The organism is Escherichia sp. KTE114, assembly GCF_000407765.1.
GTDB lineage: Bacteria > Pseudomonadota > Gammaproteobacteria > Enterobacterales > Enterobacteriaceae > Escherichia > Escherichia ruysiae.
In genome coordinates, this window is the sequence record NZ_KE136626.1 from 109,919 (window position 1) to 128,654 (window position 18,736).

Annotated in this window: 19 protein-coding genes; 4 read left to right on the forward strand and 15 right to left on the reverse strand. The window is 51.4% G+C overall.

What is annotated here, in order from left to right:
• The first annotated feature begins 73 nt into the window (after positions 1-73).
• Complete coding sequence (gene flhA / locus WC5_RS19820; RefSeq protein ID WP_010352002.1) at positions 74-2,152, forward strand: formate hydrogenlyase transcriptional activator FlhA; 2,079 nt, start codon at positions 74-76, stop codon at positions 2,150-2,152.
• A gap of 38 nt (positions 2,153-2,190) precedes the next feature.
• Here flhA and WC5_RS19815 read toward each other — a convergent pair whose 3' ends face one another.
• On the reverse strand, positions 2,191-2,544 hold the full coding sequence (locus WC5_RS19815) for a nitrous oxide-stimulated promoter family protein (protein ID WP_000015504.1): 354 nt from the start codon (positions 2,542-2,544) through the stop codon (positions 2,191-2,193).
• A 285-nt stretch (positions 2,545-2,829) separates the two neighbouring features.
• Here WC5_RS19815 and mutS point away from each other — a divergent pair, with 285 nt between their 5' ends.
• Together mutS and pphB are read left to right on the forward strand one after the other, a co-directional pair.
• On the forward strand, positions 2,830-5,391 hold the full coding sequence (mutS, locus tag WC5_RS19810; RefSeq protein WP_000110912.1) for a DNA mismatch repair protein MutS: 2,562 nt from the start codon (positions 2,830-2,832) through the stop codon (positions 5,389-5,391).
• A 104-nt stretch (positions 5,392-5,495) separates the two neighbouring features.
• A complete protein-coding gene (gene pphB, locus WC5_RS19805; protein ID WP_001141278.1) occupies positions 5,496-6,152 on the forward strand; it encodes a protein-serine/threonine phosphatase in 657 nt (218 codons plus the stop codon).
• A 202-nt stretch (positions 6,153-6,354) separates the two neighbouring features.
• On the opposite strand, the gene rpoS is transcribed toward pphB, so the two are convergent.
• The 12 genes from rpoS to cysD form a co-directional block, all read right to left on the reverse strand.
• Complete coding sequence (gene rpoS, locus WC5_RS19800; RefSeq protein ID WP_000081550.1) at positions 6,355-7,347, reverse strand: RNA polymerase sigma factor RpoS; 993 nt, start codon at positions 7,345-7,347, stop codon at positions 6,355-6,357.
• Between the two features lie 62 nt (positions 7,348-7,409).
• Positions 7,410-8,549, reverse strand: a complete 1,140-nt coding sequence (nlpD, locus tag WC5_RS19795) for a murein hydrolase activator NlpD (RefSeq protein ID WP_001272602.1) — start codon at positions 8,547-8,549, stop codon at positions 7,410-7,412.
• Positions 8,550-8,688: 139 nt separating this feature from the next.
• Entirely contained in the window at positions 8,689-9,315 is a 627-nt protein-coding gene (gene pcm / locus WC5_RS19790) for a protein-L-isoaspartate O-methyltransferase (RefSeq protein ID WP_000254704.1), read from the reverse strand.
• Positions 9,309-10,070, reverse strand: coding sequence for a 5'/3'-nucleotidase SurE (surE, locus tag WC5_RS19785; protein WP_001295182.1), 762 nt, complete (start codon positions 10,068-10,070; stop codon positions 9,309-9,311). The genes pcm and surE overlap by 7 nt, the downstream gene beginning before the upstream one ends.
• A complete protein-coding gene (truD, locus tag WC5_RS19780; protein ID WP_000568941.1) occupies positions 10,051-11,100 on the reverse strand; it encodes a tRNA pseudouridine(13) synthase TruD in 1,050 nt (349 codons plus the stop codon). The genes surE and truD overlap by 20 nt, the downstream gene beginning before the upstream one ends.
• On the reverse strand, positions 11,097-11,576 hold the full coding sequence (ispF, locus tag WC5_RS19775) for a 2-C-methyl-D-erythritol 2,4-cyclodiphosphate synthase (RefSeq protein WP_001219242.1): 480 nt from the start codon (positions 11,574-11,576) through the stop codon (positions 11,097-11,099). The genes truD and ispF overlap by 4 nt, the downstream gene beginning before the upstream one ends.
• Positions 11,576-12,286 (reverse strand): 2-C-methyl-D-erythritol 4-phosphate cytidylyltransferase, encoded by a 711-nt coding sequence (gene ispD / locus WC5_RS19770; RefSeq protein ID WP_000246150.1) that lies wholly within the window; start codon positions 12,284-12,286, stop codon positions 11,576-11,578. Before ispD ends, ispF begins: the two co-directional genes overlap by 1 nt.
• Positions 12,287-12,304: 18 nt before the next feature.
• On the reverse strand, positions 12,305-12,616 hold the full coding sequence (gene ftsB, locus WC5_RS19765) for a cell division protein FtsB (protein WP_000517479.1): 312 nt from the start codon (positions 12,614-12,616) through the stop codon (positions 12,305-12,307).
• A gap of 193 nt (positions 12,617-12,809) precedes the next feature.
• Positions 12,810-13,133 (reverse strand): DUF3561 family protein, encoded by a 324-nt coding sequence (locus WC5_RS19760; protein ID WP_001246115.1) that lies wholly within the window; start codon positions 13,131-13,133, stop codon positions 12,810-12,812.
• 49 nt (positions 13,134-13,182) lie between these two features.
• Positions 13,183-13,788 (reverse strand): adenylyl-sulfate kinase, encoded by a 606-nt coding sequence (cysC, locus tag WC5_RS19755; RefSeq protein WP_001173685.1) that lies wholly within the window; start codon positions 13,786-13,788, stop codon positions 13,183-13,185.
• The gene (gene cysN, locus WC5_RS19750; RefSeq protein WP_016231404.1) at positions 13,788-15,215 is read right to left on the reverse strand and encodes a sulfate adenylyltransferase subunit CysN; all 1,428 of its coding nucleotides are present in this window, start codon (positions 15,213-15,215) and stop codon (positions 13,788-13,790) included. Before cysN ends, cysC begins: the two co-directional genes overlap by 1 nt.
• A 1-nt stretch (position 15,216) precedes the next feature.
• Complete coding sequence (cysD, locus tag WC5_RS19745; RefSeq protein ID WP_000372392.1) at positions 15,217-16,125, reverse strand: sulfate adenylyltransferase subunit CysD; 909 nt, start codon at positions 16,123-16,125, stop codon at positions 15,217-15,219.
• Between the two features lie 250 nt (positions 16,126-16,375).
• Here cysD and iap point away from each other — a divergent pair, with 250 nt between their 5' ends.
• Positions 16,376-17,413 carry an alkaline phosphatase isozyme conversion aminopeptidase gene (gene iap, locus WC5_RS19740; RefSeq protein WP_016231405.1) on the forward strand — a complete coding sequence of 346 codons (1,038 nt, stop codon included), beginning with the start codon at positions 16,376-16,378 and terminating at the stop codon, positions 17,411-17,413.
• A gap of 123 nt (positions 17,414-17,536) precedes the next feature.
• On the opposite strand, the gene WC5_RS19735 is transcribed toward iap, so the two are convergent.
• Together WC5_RS19735 and cysH are read right to left on the reverse strand one after the other, a co-directional pair.
• Positions 17,537-17,689 (reverse strand): Hok/Gef family protein, encoded by a 153-nt coding sequence (locus WC5_RS19735; RefSeq protein WP_000956460.1) that lies wholly within the window; start codon positions 17,687-17,689, stop codon positions 17,537-17,539.
• A 264-nt stretch (positions 17,690-17,953) separates the two neighbouring features.
• Positions 17,954-18,688, reverse strand: coding sequence for a phosphoadenosine phosphosulfate reductase (cysH, locus tag WC5_RS19730; RefSeq protein ID WP_000088608.1), 735 nt, complete (start codon positions 18,686-18,688; stop codon positions 17,954-17,956).
• Positions 18,689-18,736 lie beyond the last annotated feature (48 nt).

An 18,736-nucleotide genomic window follows, 5' to 3' on the forward strand; every position in this document is an offset into this window, starting at 1 on the left:
TAAAAATCTAAAGCTCCTATAATTTGTCATTTACCTTTTGCACCGCTTAGCGGTGCTTTCCTGGAAGAACAACATGTCGTATACACCGATGAGTGATCTCGGGCAACAAGGGTTGTTCGACATCACTCGGACACTATTGCAGCAGCCCGATCTGGCCTCGCTGTGTGAGGCTCTTTCGCAACTGGTAAAGCGTTCTGCGCTCGCCGACAACGCGGCGATTGTGTTGTGGCAAGCGCAGACTCAACGTGCGACTTATTACGCGTCGCGTGACAAAGAAACTCCAATAAAATACGAAGACGAAACCGTTCTGGCGCATGGGCCGGTGCGTAGCATTTTGTCGCGTCCTGATACGCTGCATTGCAGCTACGAAGAATTTTGTGAAACCTGGCCGCAACTGGCCACAAGCGGGCTATACCCTAAATTTGGTCACTATTGCCTGATGCCACAGGCAGCGGAAGGACATATTTTTGGCGGCTGTGAATTTATTCGTTATGACGATCGCCCGTGGAGCGAAAAAGAGTTCAATCGCCTGCAAACCTTTACGCAGATTGTTTCTGTTGTCACCGAGCAAATTCAGAGCCGCATCATCAACAATGTCGACTACGAACTGTTATGTCGGGAACGGGATAACTTCCGCATTCTGGTCGCCATCACCAATGCGGTACTCTCCCGCCTGGATATGGACGAACTGGTCAGCGAAGTGGCGAAAGAGATCCACTACTACTTCGATATCGACGATATCAGTATCGTTTTACGTAGTCACCGCAAAAACAAACTCAACGTCTACTCCACTCACTATCTCGATAAACAGCATCCCACTCACGAACAGAGTGAAGTTGATGAGGCCGGAACCCTCACCGAGCGCGTATTTAAAAGCAAAGAGATGCTGCTGATTAATCTCCACGAGCGGGATGATTTAGCCCCCTACGAACGCATGTTGTTTGATACCTGGGGCAACCAGATCCAGACGCTGTGCCTGCTGCCGTTGATGTCTGGCAATACCATGCTGGGCGTGCTGAAACTGGCACAGTGCGAAGAGAAAACGTTTACCACCACCAACCTGAGTTTGCTGCGCCAGATTGCCGAACGAGTGGCAATCGCCGTCGATAATGCACTCGCCTACCAGGAAATCCACCGTCTGAAAGAGCGGCTGGTTGATGAAAACCTCGCCCTGACTGAACAACTCAACAATGTGGATAGTGAGTTTGGCGAGATTATTGGTCGCAGCGAAAGCATGTACAGCGTGCTCAAACAGGTTGAGATGGTGGCGCAAAGCGACAGTACCGTACTCATTCTTGGTGAAACTGGCACAGGAAAAGAGCTAATCGCCCGCGCAATTCACAATCTGAGTGGGCGTAACAATCGTCGCATGGTGAAAATGAACTGCGCGGCGATGCCTGCCGGATTACTGGAAAGCGATCTGTTTGGTCATGAACGTGGTGCCTTTACTGGTGCCAGCGCCCAGCGCATCGGTCGTTTTGAACTGGCGGATAAAAGCTCGCTGTTCCTCGATGAAGTGGGTGATATGCCACTGGAGTTACAGCCGAAGTTGCTGCGCGTATTGCAGGAGCAGGAGTTTGAACGCCTCGGCAGCAACAAAATCATTCAGACAGACGTGCGTTTAATCGCCGCAACTAATCGCGATCTGAAAAAAATGGTCGCCGACCGCGAGTTCCGTAGCGATCTCTATTACCGCCTGAACGTCTTCCCGATCCACCTGCCGCCGTTACGCGAGCGCCCGGAAGATATTCCGCTGCTGGCGAAAGCCTTTACCTTCAAAATTGCCCGCCGACTGGGGCGCAATATCGACAGCATTCCTGCCGAGACACTGCGCATATTGAGCAACATGGAATGGCCGGGTAACGTGCGCGAACTGGAAAATGTTATTGAGCGCGCGGTACTGCTGACTCGCGGTAATGTTCTACAACTCTCTTTACCCGATATCTCACTGCCAGAACCTGAAACGCCGCCTGCTGCAACGGTCGTCGCTCAGGAAGGCGAAGATGAATATCAACTGATTGTTCGCGTATTAAAAGAGACGAACGGCGTAGTCGCGGGTCCGAAAGGCGCTGCGCAACGTCTGGGGCTAAAACGCACGACCCTGCTGTCACGGATGAAACGGCTGGGAATTGATAAAGCGGCGTTGGTTTAATTGTCTGGAGTGCCGGACAGGAAGATCTATCCGGCACGCTATTCACGTGGTTTCTTCGGACGATATTTTTCCGGCAATTCCGGCACCGGACGCTTATCATCAATCAGATGACGCACGGTTAAGATCGGATGACGCCACAGCATTCGCGGCCCTGCCCAACGCATAATCTGCTTCATCTCCTCACGCTTCGCAGGCTGATAACAGTGCACCGGGCACTGCTTACAGGCCGGTTTCTCTTCGCCAAACACACATTTATCCAGCCGCTTTTGCGCGTAAGCAAACAGCGCATCGTAATGCCCCGGCTCCGCTGACGCCTGCGGGCATTGCGCTTGATAAAGATCGATCATTCTTTTAATCGTCAGTTTTTCACGAGAGATACGCTTGCCGGACATGCTGCCTCCATACTCTTAAGGTGTATTTATATTACAACTTAAATTTAAAGGGGACTATGGCTCTGAAGGAGGAGATTTCTTCAATCAGGCAATGTTGCGCCCCTTCTTCACAGTCAACAAGCAAACGCTGCAAAACAGCATTTTTACCGGAACCGACATCAAGAACTCACCTTTCGCGTCTTCCCCTGAAATGATTAACTCCGGTATCATGTGCGCCTTATGTGATTACAACGAAAATAAAAACCATCACACTACATTTAACATCAGGGAACCGGATCTAACTCCATGAGTGTAATAGAAAATTTCGACGCCCATACTCCGATGATGCAGCAGTACCTCAAGCTGAAAGCCCAACATCCTGAGATCCTGCTGTTCTACCGGATGGGTGACTTTTACGAGCTGTTTTATGACGACGCAAAACGAGCGTCGCAGCTGCTGGATATTTCACTGACTAAACGCGGCGCATCTGCGGGCGAGCCGATCCCGATGGCGGGTATTCCCTACCATGCAGTGGAAAACTATCTCGCCAAACTGGTGAATCAAGGCGAGTCGGTTGCGATTTGTGAACAAATCGGCGATCCGGCTACCAGCAAAGGGCCGGTTGAGCGCAAAGTTGTCCGTATCGTCACGCCGGGCACGATCAGCGATGAAGCCCTGCTACAGGAGCGTCAGGACAATCTGCTGGCGGCTATCTGGCAGGACAGCAAAGGTTTCGGTTACGCGACGCTGGATATCAGCTCCGGCCGTTTTCGTCTGAGCGAACCGGCTGACCGCGAAACGATGGCGGCAGAACTGCAACGCACCAATCCGGCGGAACTGCTTTATGCAGAAGATTTCGCCGAGATGTCGTTAATTGAAGGTCGTCGCGGCCTGCGCCGTCGTCCGCTGTGGGAGTTTGAAATCGACACCGCGCGCCAGCAGTTGAACCTGCAATTTGGCACCCGCGATCTTGTCGGTTTTGGCGTCGAGAACGCGCCTCGCGGGCTTTGTGCTGCCGGTTGCCTGTTACAGTATGCAAAAGATACCCAACGCACGACCCTGCCGCATATTCGTTCTATCACTATGGAACGTGAGCAGGACAGCATCATTATGGATGCTGCGACACGTCGTAACCTGGAAATTACCCAGAATCTGGCGGGCGGTGCGGAAAATACATTGGCTTCCGTGCTCGATTGCACCGTCACACCGATGGGTAGCCGTATGCTGAAACGCTGGCTGCATATGCCGGTGCGCGACACCCGTGTGTTGCTTGAGCGTCAGCAAACTATTGGCGCATTGCAGGATTTCACCGCCGAGTTACAGCCGGTACTACGGCAGGTCGGCGATCTGGAGCGTATTCTGGCACGCCTGGCGTTACGCACTGCTCGCCCGCGCGATCTGGCTCGTATGCGTCATGCCTTCCAGCAACTGCCGGAACTGCGCGCACAGTTAGAAAATATCGATAGCGCACCAGTACAGGCGCTGCGTGAGAAAATGGGCGAGTTTGCCGAGCTGCGTGACCTGCTGGAGCGGGCAATTATCGAGACACCGCCAGTGCTGGTACGCGACGGTGGCGTCATCGCTCCAGGCTATAACGAAGAACTGGATGAGTGGCGTGCGCTGGCTGACGGTGCGACCGATTATCTGGAGCGTCTGGAAATCCGCGAGCGTGAACGTACCGGTCTGGACACGCTGAAAGTCGGCTTTAATGCGGTGCACGGCTACTACATTCAAATCAGCCGTGGGCAAAGCCATCTGGCGCCAATCAACTATATGCGCCGCCAGACGCTGAAAAACGCCGAACGTTACATTATTCCGGAGCTGAAAGAGTACGAAGACAAAGTACTGACTTCAAAAGGTAAAGCACTGACGCTGGAAAAACAGCTTTATGAGGAGCTGTTCGACCTGCTGTTGCCGCATCTGGAAGCGTTACAACAGAGTGCGAGCGCGCTGGCAGAACTGGACGTACTGGTAAATCTGGCGGAACGCGCATATACCCTGAACTACACCTGCCCGACCTTTATCGATAAACCCGGCATTCGCATTACCGAAGGTCGCCATCCGGTGGTTGAACAGGTGCTGAATGAGCCGTTTATCGCTAACCCGCTAAATCTGTCGCCTCAGCGTCGCATGTTGATCATCACCGGTCCGAACATGGGTGGTAAAAGTACCTATATGCGCCAGACCGCGTTGATTGCGCTGATGGCGTATATTGGCAGTTACGTACCGGCACAAAAAGTCGAGATTGGACCGATCGATCGCATATTCACCCGTGTTGGCGCAGCGGATGATCTGGCTTCCGGACGTTCAACCTTTATGGTGGAGATGACCGAAACCGCTAATATTCTGCATAACGCCACCGAGTACAGTCTGGTGTTGATGGATGAGATTGGGCGCGGGACGTCCACTTACGATGGCCTGTCGCTGGCGTGGGCGTGCGCGGAAAATCTGGCGAATAAGATTAAAGCGTTGACGTTGTTTGCCACCCACTATTTCGAGCTGACCCAGTTACCGGAAAAAATGGAAGGCGTCGCCAACGTGCATCTCGATGCACTGGAGCACGGCGACACCATTGCCTTTATGCATAGCGTGCAGGATGGCGCGGCGAGTAAGAGCTACGGTCTGGCGGTTGCTGCGCTGGCAGGTGTACCGAAAGAGGTGATCAAACGTGCGCGACAGAAACTGCGTGAGCTGGAAAGCATTTCGCCGAATGCTGCCGCTACACAGGTAGATGGTACGCAAATGTCGCTACTTTCTGTGCCGGAAGAAACCTCGCCAGCGGTCGAAGCACTGGAAAATCTCGATCCAGATTCTCTGACTCCGCGTCAGGCGCTGGAGTGGATTTATCGGTTGAAGAGTCTGGTGTAAAAATAATTCCCGATAGCCTTTTACTATCGGGAATATTAACGACAACTGACGAATCTAATAAAAATACCCTGTATAATAGTAGAGATTATTTTACAGGGTAAATCATGCCATCAACACGCTATCAAAAAATTGATGCTCATCACTACCGCCATATATGGGCTGTTGGTGATATTCATGGTGACTATCAATTATTACAATCCCGTTTGCATGAATTATCTTTTTGTCACGAAACAGACTTACTTATTTCCACAGGCGATAATATTGATCGTGGGTCGGAGAGTCTTAACGTGCTACGCCTGTTAAACCAACCCTGGTTTACCTCCGTGAAAGGCAACCACGAAGCGATGGCGCTTGATGCATTCGCAACCGGTGATGGCAATATGTGGTTAGCCAGCGGCGGCGGCTGGTTTTTTGATTTAAATGATTCAGAGCAAAAAGAAGCAATAGATCTGTTGCTGAGATTTCATCATCTCCCGCATATTATCGAATTGAGTAACGATATTATAAAATATGTCATCGCACATGCAGATTATCCGGGTAATGAATATCAATTTGGCAAAGAAATCGCGGAAAGCGAATTACTCTGGCCTGTTGAACGCGAGCAGAAGTCGCTTAATGGCGAGTTACAAAAAATAAACGGTGCTGATTATTTTATATTTGGACATATGATGTTTGATAACATTCAGACATTCGCTAACCAGATTTATATTGATACCGGATCGCCGAAAAGCGGACGGTTATCGTTTTATAAAATTAAATAGTTAATCCAGTCAGGATAAGGATCAGCTCTGGTTCAGATCCGCTATTGCCAATATCGGTCATGAATTTCTTCATAAAGACATCGGGGTTCGCACACCAGTTTACTGTCAGAAGTCGGCGTCACCATCAACGCTATTCAGGACGGATGATACAAAAGAAAAAGGCCAGCCTCACTTGAGACTGGCCTTTCTGACAGATGCTTGCTTATTCGCGGAACAGCGCCTCGATATTCAGCCCCTGAGTCTGCAAAATCTCACGCAGACGGCGCAGGCCTTCAACCTGAATCTGGCGAACACGTTCACGAGTGAGGCCAATTTCACGACCTACATCTTCCAGTGTTGCCGCTTCGTACCCCAGCAAACCGAATCGACGTGCCAGCACTTCACGCTGTTTGGCGTTCAGCTCGAACAGCCATTTGACGATGCTCTGTTTCATATCGTCATCTTGCGTGGTGTCTTCCGGACCGTTCTCTTTTTCATCGGCCAGAATGTCCAGCAACGCTTTTTCGGAATCACCACCCAGAGGGGTGTCTACCGAGGTAATGCGCTCGTTAAGACGAAGCATACGGCTGACGTCATCAACTGGCTTATCCAGTTGCTCTGCGATCTCTTCCGCACTCGGTTCGTGATCCAGCTTATGGGACAACTCACGTGCGGTTCGCAGGTAAACGTTCAGCTCCTTTACGATGTGAATCGGCAAACGAATAGTACGGGTTTGGTTCATAATCGCCCGTTCGATCGTCTGACGAATCCACCATGTTGCGTATGTTGAGAAGCGGAAACCACGTTCCGGGTCAAACTTCTCAACCGCGCGGATCAGCCCCAGGTTGCCCTCTTCGATAAGATCCAGCAAAGCCAGACCACGATTGCCATAACGGCGGGCAATTTTTACCACCAGACGTAAGTTACTCTCAATCATCCGGCGGCGGGAGGCAACATCTCCACGCAGTGCGCGACGCGCAAAATAAACTTCTTCTTCGGCCGTTAACAGTGGCGAATAACCAATCTCACCAAGGTAAAGCTGAGTCGCGTCCAACACACGCTGTGTGGCACCCTGCGATAACAGTTCCTCTTCGGCCAAATCGTTATCACTGGGTTCCTCTTCTACTAAGGCCTTTTCGTCAAAAACCTCAACTCCGTTCTCATCAAATTCCGCATCTTCATTTAAATCATGAACTTTCAGCGTATTCTGACTCATAAGGTGGCTCCTACCCGTGATCCCTTGACGGAACGCTCAAGCAACAGCCTGGTTCCGCCGAATTATCGCTGCGGTAAATAACGCAGCGGGTTTACGGATTTCCCCTTGTAACGAATTTCAAAATGCAATCGTGTTGAACTGGTTCCGGTGCTACCCATGGTTGCTATTTTTTGCCCCGCCTTCACTTCTTGTTGTTCCCGGACCAGCATTGTGTCGTTATGGGCGTAGGCACTCAGGTAATCATCATTATGTTTGATGATAATCAGATTACCGTAACCGCGCAGCGCATTACCGGCATAAACAACGCGGCCATCTGCGGTCGCGGTAATTGCCTGTCCTTTGCTACCTGCGATATCAATCCCCTTGTTGCCCCCCTCAGAAGCGCCAAAGGTTTCAATCAATTTGCCCTCAGTTGGCCAGCGCCAGGTGGAGATAGGCGTACTGGTTGATGTACTGCTGACAGTCGGCTCGGTTGTGCTTGCTGTTGGCACCGTTACAGGCGCTGTGACCGTGGTCGCAGTTGGCTTGTTGTTCGGCAACATTTTGTTAGCACTCTGTTCACCCGAAGACTCAGAATACGTAATTGTCGGTTTCGACGCAACAGCAACGGTGGAATTTTGTGCAGGCTTGATCACAACTCCTTGCTCTGCTGCATCCGCCTGGGTAATAGCATTTCCGCCAGTGATTGGCGTACCGGAGGCGTTGCCAACCTGTAAGGTCTGACCGACGTTCAACGCGTATGGTGCCTGAATATTATTGCGTTGGGCGAGATCGCGGAAATCGTTGCCAGTGATCCAGGCAATATAGAAAAGTGTGTCGCCTTTTTTCACGGTATAGGTACTACCGCTATAACTGCCTTTCGGAATATTCCCGTACTGACGGTTGTAGACGATACGCCCATTTTCCATTTGCACCGGTTGCTGAGCGACAGGCTGTACCGGCTGGATTTGTGGTTGTTGCGTAGATTGAATTTGTGGCTGCTGTACCGGCTGAATTTGCGGTTGCTGCGCTGTAGATGTCGTTCCCATTTTCGGCGGCGGCGTAATCAACATACCTGAATTGGTATTTGCCGGCGCATTGCCATTAACGGAACTAACTGGTGCCGGTGGATTCGATGTGTCAGAACAGCCAGCCAGCCATAGCGAAACCAGTGACAAAGCCGCAATACGGCGAACGGTGAATTTTGGGCTTCCCGCGCTCATTTATCCCCCAGGAAAAATTGATTAATAACCAGTGACATAATTACCGTGCAAGGCACCCTACTGAACACTGGAAAAGATGTTCACGATACGCTGACTTGCTGCAAAATAACCAGGAAAATTCCAGGTATTCTCTCGCACTTTAAGCCAGCTCCCCCTTCACTAAAGGGACAAAGCGCACGGCCTCTACGGTATCGATAATAAATTCGCCCCCACGGCGACGCACCCGTTTCAAATACTGGTGCTCTTCCCCGACCGGCAAGACGAGAATCCCGCCTTCATCCAGTTGCGTCATTAGCGCAGTAGGAATTTCAGGCGGTGCTGCCGTTACAATGATAGCGTCAAACGGCGCACGTGCTTGCCAACCTTGCCATCCATCGCCGTGACGGGTTGAAACATTATGTAAATCAAGATTTTTCAGGCGACGACGCGCCTGCCACTGCAAGCTTTTAATCCGTTCGACCGAACATACATGCTGGACAAGATGCGCCAGGATTGCCGTTTGATATCCCGAACCGGTGCCGATTTCCAGCACCCGCGACTGCGGCGTCAGTTCAAGTAATTCGGTCATTCGCGCCACCATATACGGCTGCGAAATTGTCTGCCCCTGACCTATCGGCAACGCGATATTGTCCCAGGCCTTTTGTTCAAACGCTTCATCAATGAATTTTTCACGCGGCACGGCGGCGAGTGCATTCAGCACCTGCTCATCCTGAATACCTTGCGCACGTAACTGATCCAGAAGTGCTTGTACGCGTCTGCTTACCATTGCGTGCCAACTCCCACGCTGTTTAACCAGTCTGAAACCACATCTTGCGCGCTATGCGCAGTTAAATCCACATGCAGCGGCGTGATGGAGACATATCCCTCATCTACCGCAGCAAAATCGGTTCCCGGACCAGCATCGCACTTACCGCCCGGTGGGCCAATCCAGTACAGCGTATTGCCGCGTGGATCTTGCTGCGGGATCACCTGATCTGCCGGATGTCGTGTACCGCAGCGCGTCACGCGAATACCTTTGATTTGATCCAATGGTAAATCCGGTACATTAATATTGAGAATGCGCCCGGTGCGCAGCGGCTCTTTACACAGTGCGCGCAAAATGGAACAAGTTACCGCCGCAGCAGTGTCATAATGTTTATGCCCGTCAAGCGAAACAGCCAGCGCCGGAAAACCTAAATGACGGCCTTCCATCGCGGCAGCCACCGTACCAGAATAGATCACATCATCCCCCAAATTGGGGCCAGCGTTAATGCCCGAAACCACAATATCCGGACGTGGACGCATCAGTGCGTTCACGCCAAGATAGACGCAGTCGGTCGGGGTGCCCATTTGCACAGCGATATCACCATTTTCAAAGGTAAACGTACGCAGGGAGGATTCCAGCGTCAGGGAATTTGAAGCGCCGCTGCGGTTACGATCCGGGGCGACCACCTGAACATCAGCAAACTCACGCAAGGCTTTCGCCAGCGTTTGTATACCGGGTGCATGTACCCCGTCATCATTACTCAGCAATATGCGCATAATCACCTGTTGTGTTGATAAGTTCCCTGACAACGCTGGTCGCAAAACTTCCCGCCGGAAGCCAGAAACGGATTTCTACGGTGACGTCATCCCACCAGTTCCAGCTTAATTGTTGCGGATATAACAGCATCGCTCTGCGCGCGGCTTCAACTTTTTCGCGCACCAGTAATGCTTGCAATTCAGTTTCTTCGGCCACGGCTGCTTGTTCGAATGCCAGCGCCTCACGTTGGGTTCCCCACTCGCCGCTACCGGGCAAAGCTGCGGTAATCATCAGCTCTTTATCGTTGACGCGACGCTGTAATTCCGCCAGTTCTTCGTTAGTTGCAACAAACCAACTGCCGCGCCCGGCTAATTGTAGCGCATCGCCGTCAACAACTTGATTAACTTCTGCTTTTTTGAGGCGCTCAGCAACAATCTGATTAAACATCGCGCTACGTGCTGCCGACAACCAAAAACTGCGTTTATTGCGATCGCGTACCGGAGTATTGGTTTGCGCCCAGCGCAGCGCGCCCTGCAGGTTACTACCGCCAATACCGAAACGCTGCGCGCCAAAGTAGTTCGGTACACCTTTCACGCAAATATCGATCAGTCGCTGTTCAACGTCATCGCGATTGCTCACTTCTCTCAGCACCAGGGTAAAGGCGTTGCCTTTCAGCGCCCCTAAACGCAGTTTACGCTTGTGGCGCGCATACTCCAGCACCTGGCAACCTTCCAGTTGAAAGGCGCTCAGATCGGGCATCTCTTTGCCCGGAACGCGAGCGCATAACCACTGTTCCGTCACTGCATGTTTGTCTTTCTGCCCGGCGAAGCTGACTTCACGCGCATGGATTTTCAGGAATTTCGCCAGCGCGTCAGCCACAAAACGGGTATTGCAGCCGTTTTTAAGAATGCGCACCAGAATATGCTCACCTTCACCATCAGGCTCAAAGCCTAAATCTTCCACCACCACAAAATCTTCCGGGTTCGCTTTCAGCAACCCGGTTCCCTGCGGTTTACCGTGGAGGTAAGTGAGATTATCAAACTCAATCATTTTGTTGCCTTAATGAGTAGCGCCACCGCTTCACAGGCAATCCCTTCCCCACGGCCGGTAAATCCGAGTTTTTCCGTAGTAGTGGCTTTCACGTTAACATCATCCATATGGCAGCCGAGATCTTCAGCAATAAACACGCGCATTTGTGGAATGTGCGGCAGCATTTTCGGTGCCTGAGCGATGATAGTGACATCGACGTTTCCGAGGGTATACCCCTTCGCCTGAATGCGTCGCCAGGCTTCACGCAGCAGCTCGCGGCTGTCTGCTCCTTTAAATGCCGGATCGGTATCCGGGAACAGCTTGCCGATATCCCCCAGCGCCGCTGCACCAAGCAATGCATCGGTAAGCGCATGGAGCGCCACGTCGCCATCAGAATGCGCCAGCAGCCCTTTTTCGTAAGGAATGCGCACGCCACCAATGATAATTGGGCCTTCGCCGCCAAAGGCATGTACGTCAAAACCGTGTCCAATTCGCATTATGTATTCTCCTGATGGATGGTTCGGGTGAGGTAAAATTCGGCAAGCGCCAAATCTTCCGGGCGCGTGACTTTAATGTTATCCGCACGGCCTTCGACCAGCTGTGGATGAAAACCGCAGTATTCCAGCGCCGAGGCTTCATCGGTAATGGTAGCGCCTTCATTTAAAGCACGCGTCAGGCAGTCATGTAACAGCTCACGAGGGAAAAATTGCGGCGTCAGCGCGTGCCATAAACCGTTGCGATCAACGGTATGAGCAATCGCATGTTTGCCCGGTTCGGCGCGTTTCATGGTATCGCGCACCGGCGCAGCGAGAATCCCCCCCGTGCGGCTGGTTTCGCTCAGAGTTAACAGACGCGCAAGGTCATCCTGATGCAGACAAGGGCGTGCGGCGTCATGCACCAACACCCACTGCGCGTCACCTGCGGCTTTCAGACCCGCCAGCACGGAATTAGCACGCTCTTCGCCACCGTCAACAACGGTGATTTGCGGATGATTTGCCAGAGGAAGTTGTGCAAAACGACTATCGCCAGGGCTTATAGCAATGACGACACGCGACACCCGGGGATGCGCCAGCAGCGCATGTACCGAGTGTTCAAGAATGGTTTGATTACCGATAGAGAGATATTGCTTAGGACATTCCGTTTGCATTCGGCGGCCAAATCCGGCCGCCGGAACCACGGCGCAAACATCCAAATGAGTGGTTGCCATGTTAATTCCTGGGCTGATTTATCGATTGTTTTGCCCCGCAGACTGTGCGCGTTTCGACGCGTCAGGCACCAGACGATAAAAAGTTTCGCCCGGCCTGGTCATGCTGAGTTCATTACGCGCTCGCTCTTCGAGCGCCTCCTGACCGCCATTGAGATCGTCAATTTCGGCAAAAAGCTGATCGTTTCGCGCTTTAAGTTTTGCGTTTGTAGCTTGCTGTGCCGCCACATCATTATTGACGCGGGTATAGTCATGTATACCGTTCTTACCGAACCACAGCGAATACTGTAGCCAGACCAGAATAGCCAGCAACAGCAGCGTTAGTTTACCCATCCTGCCCCCTGAAAAACGGCATCTTCATCCCATGCATCCGAAGACGACTCTACATCCTCTGTTGGGGATACCGCGACAACGCGGGCAAATGTACCACATTTGTCCATTGTTACGTATACCCAGGGCGTGCAGAACATAATCTCATTATTGGTTACGGTTTGAATTATGAACAGAGTAGACGGGAAAGAACAAATTAGCCCAGCAACCACATAAACAGAGCACCAAACATAATGCCGACAGTCACCAGGGTGAAAACAATACTGTAGCGTAGCTTTCCGTCCATCAATGAATGCAGCGCAATACCCACCACCACCGCGACGGGCATCAGCGCCAGAAAGAAAGGCCAGGTATAGATAAAGAAGAACAGCGTGTTAGAGCCATAAATCAACATCGGTATCGCCAGCGCACACAGCCAGGAGACAAAACCGACCACAGCACCTGGCAGCGACCATGTGGTTTCTTCATCCTCAGTAAGGCTTTCACTATTTGTTAGTGTAATGTTATGGCTATTACGCATATCTGATCCTGTTACTTTGACGAACCGGGCATGGAAACCCGGTGGTGTCTCAGGATCTGATAATATCGTTCTGTCTCAGTAGATCTAATAATTGCTGAACCAAATTTGTTACTAATTGTTCACCATTGAGATGAATTTCTGCCGATTCAGGCGCTTCGTAAACGGAGTCTATTCCGGTAAAGTTACGCAGTTCACCGGCGCGCGCTTTTTTATACAAGCCTTTTGGATCGCGAGCTTCGCAAATCGCCAGCGGCGTATCGACAAACACTTCGATAAATCGCCCTTCTCCTACACGTTCACGAACCATCTGGCGCTCAGTGCGATGTGGGGAAATAAATGCAGTCAGCACCACCAGTCCGGCTTCAACCATTAAATTTGCTACTTCACCGACGCGGCGGATATTTTCTTTACGATCGGCATCGCTAAAACCGAGATCGCTGCATAAACCGTGGCGAACGTTGTCGCCGTCCAGCAAATACGTACTGACACCAAGTTTATGTAACGCCTCCTCCAGCGCCCCGGCAACTGTCGATTTCCCTGAACCAGAGAGGCCGGTAAACCACAGCACAACACCACGATGACCGTGGTGTTGCTCGCGTTGTTGCACAGTGACCGGATGGCTATGCCAGACGACGTTTTCGTCATGCAGCGCCATTATTTATCTCCCAGCAAATCGCGCGCGCCCCAGTGAGGGAAATGGCGGCGCACTAACGCATTCAGTTCCAGCTCGAACTCGCTAAATTCCGACGGCGCAACGGCGGCCTCGTTTTTCGGCTCATGCACCATACCGGCACCCACGGTCACGTTGCTCAGGCGATCGATAAAAATCAGCCCGCCGGTAACCGGGTTTTGCTGATAACGATCTAACACCAACGGCTCATCAAAGGTGAGATCCACCAGGCCAATGCCGTTCAGCGGCAGGTTTTCAACTTCATGTTGATTAAGGTTATTAATATCAACCTGATAGCGAATGCCATCAACACGGGCTCGCGTCTTCTTCCCGGCAATTTTGATGTCGTAACTTTGGCCTGGGGAAAGCGGTTGTTCCGCCATCCATACCACATCCACCGACGCGCTCTGCACTGCCGGTAACGCTTCGTCTGCCGCCAGCAGCAGATCGCCACGGCTGATGTCGATCTCATCCGTCAGCACCAGAGTGATCGCTTCTCCGGCAAAGGCATCTTCGCGATCGCCATCAAAAGTAACGATCCGCGCAATGTTTGACTCCACGCCAGAGGGGAGCACTTTGACACGTTGCCCGACTTTCACGCTGCCAGAGGCCAGCGTTCCGGCGTAGCCACGAAAATCAAGATTCGGGCGGTTAACGTACTGCACCGGGAAGCGCATTGGCTGGGCATCCACCACTCGTTGGATCTCTACGGTTTCCAGCATTTCGAGCAGTGTCGGACCGCTGTACCACGGCATACTTTCACTTTGCGAAGCCACATTATCGCCTTCCAGCGCGGAGAGTGGCACAAAGCGGATATCCAGATTGCCCGGTAATTGTTCCGCGAAAGTCAGGTAGTCTTCACGAATGCGGGTGAACGTCTCTTCGCTGTAATCCACCAGATCCATTTTGTTGATCGCCACGACCAGATGTTTGATCCCCAACAGCGTGGAGATAAAACTGTGGCGTCGGGTTTGATCGAGCACGCCTTTACGGGCATCGATCAGCAAGATCGCCAGCTCACATGTTGACGCGCCGGTCGCCATATTGCGGGTATACTGTTCGTGCCCAGGAGTGTCGGCGATAATAAATTTACGCTTCTCGGTAGAAAAATAGCGGTATGCCACATCAATGGTGATGCCCTGCTCGCGCTCAGCTTGCAGACCATCCACCAGCAATGCCAGATCCAGTTTTTCGCCCTGGGTGCCGTGACGCTTACTGTCGTTATGCAGTGATGAGAGCTGATCTTCATAGATTTGGCGGGTATCGTGCAGCAGGCGACCAATCAGGGTACTTTTGCCGTCATCGACGCTGCCGCAGGTCAGAAAACGCAGCAGGCTTTTATGCTGTTGCGCGATCATCCAGGCTTCGACGCCACCTTCATTGGCGATTTGTTGTGCAAGTGCGGTGTTCATCTTAAAAATACCCCTGACGTTTTTTCAGCTCCATAGACCCTGCCTGGTCGCGGTCAATCACGCGGCCCTGACGTTCACTGGTGGTGGAAACCAGCATCTCTTCGATGATCTCCGGCAGTGTTTGCGCATTTGACTCCACCGCGCCGGTCAGCGGCCAGCAGCCCAGCGTGCGGAAACGCACCATCCGTTTTTTAATCACTTCGCCGGGTTGCAGGTCGATACGGTTGTCATCAATCATCATCAACATACCGTCGCGTTCCAGAACCGGACGTTCAGCGGCGAGATACAGCGGAACAATGTCGATATTTTCCAGCCAGATGTACTGCCAGATATCCTGTTCGGTCCAGTTGGAAAGCGGGAAGACGCGGATACTTTCGCCTTTGTTAATTTGCCCGTTGTAGTTGTGCCACAGCTCCGGGCGCTGATTTTTTGGATCCCAACGATGAAAGCGGTCACGGAAAGAGTAGATACGCTCTTTAGCGCGGGATTTTTCTTCGTCACGGCGTGCACCACCGAAGGCGGCATCAAAACCGTATTTGTTCAGTGCCTGCTTCAGACCTTCAGTTTTCATGATGTCGGTATGTTTGGCGCTGCCGTGCACGAATGGATTAATCCCCATTGCCACGCCTTCCGGATTTTTATGCACCAGCAACTCGCAGCCGTAGGCTTTAGCCGTGCGATCGCGGAACTCATACATCTCGCGGAATTTCCAGCCAGTATCAACATGCAGCAATGGGAAAGGCAGCGTACCTGGATAAAACGCCTTGCGCGCCAGATGCAGCATGACGCTGGAATCTTTACCGATAGAGTAGAGCATCACCGGATTTGAGAATTCTGCAGCCACCTCGCGAATAATGTGGATGCTTTCCGCCTCCAGTTGCCGCAGGTGAGTAAGTCGTTTTTGATCCATAACCGTTCCTTTGCAATACCGCTATTTTCTTGCCATCAGATGTTTCGACTATAGGGAGCGTAAGAGAACGAATGAAATTACCAATTAGAATGAGTAGTTCCTTAACGGAATAACGATTTGGCAAAGCTAATATCAAAAAGTGCTTAAGGCTCCGGATTTCGGGCATTTAGGAAGATTTGAAATTGTTTTAGCGCAGCGGCAGTTTCATACTATGGCGGTAAAAAATTTGCATGGTATTTAAGGACTCACTATGTTTTCCGCATTGCGCCACCGTACCGCTGCCCTGGCGCTCGGCGTATGCTTTATTCTCCCCGTACACGCATCGTCACCTAAACCTGGTGATTTTGCCAATACACAGGCGCGACATATTGCCACTTTCTTTCCGGGACGCATGACCGGAACACCCGCAGAAATGTTATCTGCCGATTATATTCGCCAACAGTTTCAGCAAATGGGTTATCGCAGTGATATTCGGACATTTAATAGCCGATATATTTATACCGCCCGCGATAATCGCAAGAACTGGCATAACGTGACGGGAAGTACGGTGATTGCCGCCCATGAAGGCAAAGCGCCGCAGCAGATCATTATTATGGCACATCTGGATACCTACGCCCCGCAGAGCGATGCTGACGCCGATGCCAATCTCGGCGGGCTGACATTACAAGGAATGGATGATAACGCCGCAGGTTTAGGTGTCATGCTGGAACTGGCAGAACGCCTGAAAAATACGCCTACCGAGTATGGTATTCGATTTGTGGCGACCAGTGGCGAAGAGGAAGGGAAATTAGGCGCTGAGAATTTACTCAAGCGGATGAGTGACACCGAAAAGAAAAATACGCTGCTGGTGATTAATCTCGATAACTTAATTGTCGGCGATAAATTGTATTTCAACAGTGGCGTAAAAACCCCTGAAGCAGTAAGGAAATTAACGCGCGACAGGGCACTGGCAATTGCCCGTAGTCATGGAATTGCCGCCACGACCAATCCGGGTCTAAATAAAAATTATCCCAAAGGCACCGGATGTTGTAATGACGCCGAAGTTTTCGACAAAGCCGGTATTGCCGTACTTTCGGTGGAAGCGACAAACTGGAATCTGGGAAATAAAGACGGTTATCAGCAACGCGCAAAAACAGCCGCATTCCCTGAGGGAACCAGCTGGCATGATGTAAGACTGGATAATCAACAGCATATTGATAAGGCACTTCCTGGAAGAATAGAACGCCGCTGCCGTGATGTTATGCGGATAATGCTACCGCTGGTGAAGGAGCTGGCGAAGGCGTCTTGATGGGTTTTAACTGATTATTCCTGTGCCTGCAGGAAATCAATGCCACCTGAAACAGAGTAAAAAAGGGTGCAGGAGACCAAACCATCACAATCCAATACGCGGGGTTTTACCCCCGCGTGGTGGCTACTTCTTCGATTCGTAAGCGAGAACTGCCTTAAACTCCATACCACGTTCTCTGATACTCAACTCACACAACGAGTCGCCTACCATCAGCGTGAATCCCAATACTGTAAAACACAGTACTATGATTGCCACAAGGGCATATTTTGTCAGCATGTCTTGCCTCCCTGCAAAGAAGAGACTAACATCCGAATTGCTTAGGTTCGAACGCTGGCCTCAGGTTGATAGAAATATCGCCTGGGGCTTTTGTCCATCTGGAACCTCGCGAATGCTTAACGCCAGACAGCCTCAAGCACCCGACACCATTCTATACCTGTTGATTCTCCCTGCGACGTTCACGTTTAAATGCCGGAATGCTGCTCGCAAAATAAAAACGCCCCATCATTTCTGACAGAGGCGTTTAATTTATCCGGATAACGTTTACCCTTCGTGTAATCCACATTCCCTTTTTAAGCCAAAGAAACGCGTTTCTTCTTCCGCCATTCCGGGTTCCCATTTACGGGTTGTATGAGTATCACCGACCGATAAATATCCTTCGTCCCATAATGGGTGATATTTCAGGCCATGTTTTTGCAGATACTGATAAATAGTTCGGTTATCCCAGTCTATAATCGGCAGCACTTTAAATACGCCACGCTGGATAGCCAGCACCGGTAAATTGGCGCGGCTGCCAGATTGTTCACGGCGTAATCCTGCAAACCAGGTTTGCGCATTCAGCTCTTTCAGCGCCCGGTTCATGGGTTCGACTTTGTTGATCTCATTGTATTTTTCAATGCCATCAACACCCTGCTCCCACAGTTTACCGTAGCGCGCTTCCTGCCAGGCGGCGCTTTCTTTTGCCCTGTAGACCTTCAGGTTCAGTTTGAGTTTGTCCGTTAACTCATCAATAAAGCGGTAGGTTTCCGGGAACAGATAACCAGTATCGGTGAGGATCACCGGAATATCCGGGCGAATCTGGTTCACCAGATGCAGGCTCACCGCTGCCTGAATGCCGAAACTGGAAGAGAGCACATATTCACCGGGCAGATTTTCCAGCGCCCAGGCAACGCGGCCTTCAGCGTCCAGTTTTTCCAGTTGGGCGTTAGTTTCCGCCAGCGCCAGAATACGCTCTACCTTCGGCAGGTCATTCAGGGCGTTTAGATCGAGTCTGGACATAATTACCTCTGCACTTTTCCCCTCACCCTACCCCTCTCCCAAAAGGAG

Excerpts from the sequence above, each read along its gene's own strand:
- WC5_RS19760 (WP_001246115.1), bottom strand. The coding sequence starts at position 13,133 with ATGCGTAATAGCCATAACATTACACTAACAAATAGTGAAAGCCTTACT.
- nlpD (WP_001272602.1), bottom strand. The coding sequence starts at position 8,549 with ATGAGCGCGGGAAGCCCAAAATTCACCGTTCGCCGTATTGCGGCTTTG.
- ftsB (WP_000517479.1), bottom strand. The coding sequence starts at position 12,616 with ATGGGTAAACTAACGCTGCTGTTGCTGGCTATTCTGGTCTGGCTACAG.
- surE (WP_001295182.1), bottom strand. The coding sequence starts at position 10,070 with ATGCGCATATTGCTGAGTAATGATGACGGGGTACATGCACCCGGTATA.
- cysN (WP_016231404.1), bottom strand. The coding sequence starts at position 15,215 with ATGAACACCGCACTTGCACAACAAATCGCCAATGAAGGTGGCGTCGAA.
- pcm (WP_000254704.1), bottom strand. The coding sequence starts at position 9,315 with ATGGTAAGCAGACGCGTACAAGCACTTCTGGATCAGTTACGTGCGCAA.
- cysH (WP_000088608.1), bottom strand. The coding sequence starts at position 18,688 with ATGTCCAGACTCGATCTAAACGCCCTGAATGACCTGCCGAAGGTAGAG.
- WC5_RS19735 (WP_000956460.1), bottom strand. The coding sequence starts at position 17,689 with ATGCTGACAAAATATGCCCTTGTGGCAATCATAGTACTGTGTTTTACA.
- rpoS (WP_000081550.1), bottom strand. The coding sequence starts at position 7,347 with ATGAGTCAGAATACGCTGAAAGTTCATGATTTAAATGAAGATGCGGAA.
- mutS (WP_000110912.1), top strand. The coding sequence starts at position 2,830 with ATGAGTGTAATAGAAAATTTCGACGCCCATACTCCGATGATGCAGCAG.
- cysD (WP_000372392.1), bottom strand. The coding sequence starts at position 16,125 with ATGGATCAAAAACGACTTACTCACCTGCGGCAACTGGAGGCGGAAAGC.
- iap (WP_016231405.1), top strand. The coding sequence starts at position 16,376 with ATGTTTTCCGCATTGCGCCACCGTACCGCTGCCCTGGCGCTCGGCGTA.
- pphB (WP_001141278.1), top strand. The coding sequence starts at position 5,496 with ATGCCATCAACACGCTATCAAAAAATTGATGCTCATCACTACCGCCAT.
- ispF (WP_001219242.1), bottom strand. The coding sequence starts at position 11,576 with ATGCGAATTGGACACGGTTTTGACGTACATGCCTTTGGCGGCGAAGGC.
- flhA (WP_010352002.1), top strand. The coding sequence starts at position 74 with ATGTCGTATACACCGATGAGTGATCTCGGGCAACAAGGGTTGTTCGAC.
- truD (WP_000568941.1), bottom strand. The coding sequence starts at position 11,100 with ATGATTGAGTTTGATAATCTCACTTACCTCCACGGTAAACCGCAGGGA.
- cysC (WP_001173685.1), bottom strand. The coding sequence starts at position 13,788 with ATGGCGCTGCATGACGAAAACGTCGTCTGGCATAGCCATCCGGTCACT.
- ispD (WP_000246150.1), bottom strand. The coding sequence starts at position 12,286 with ATGGCAACCACTCATTTGGATGTTTGCGCCGTGGTTCCGGCGGCCGGA.
- WC5_RS19815 (WP_000015504.1), bottom strand. The coding sequence starts at position 2,544 with ATGTCCGGCAAGCGTATCTCTCGTGAAAAACTGACGATTAAAAGAATG.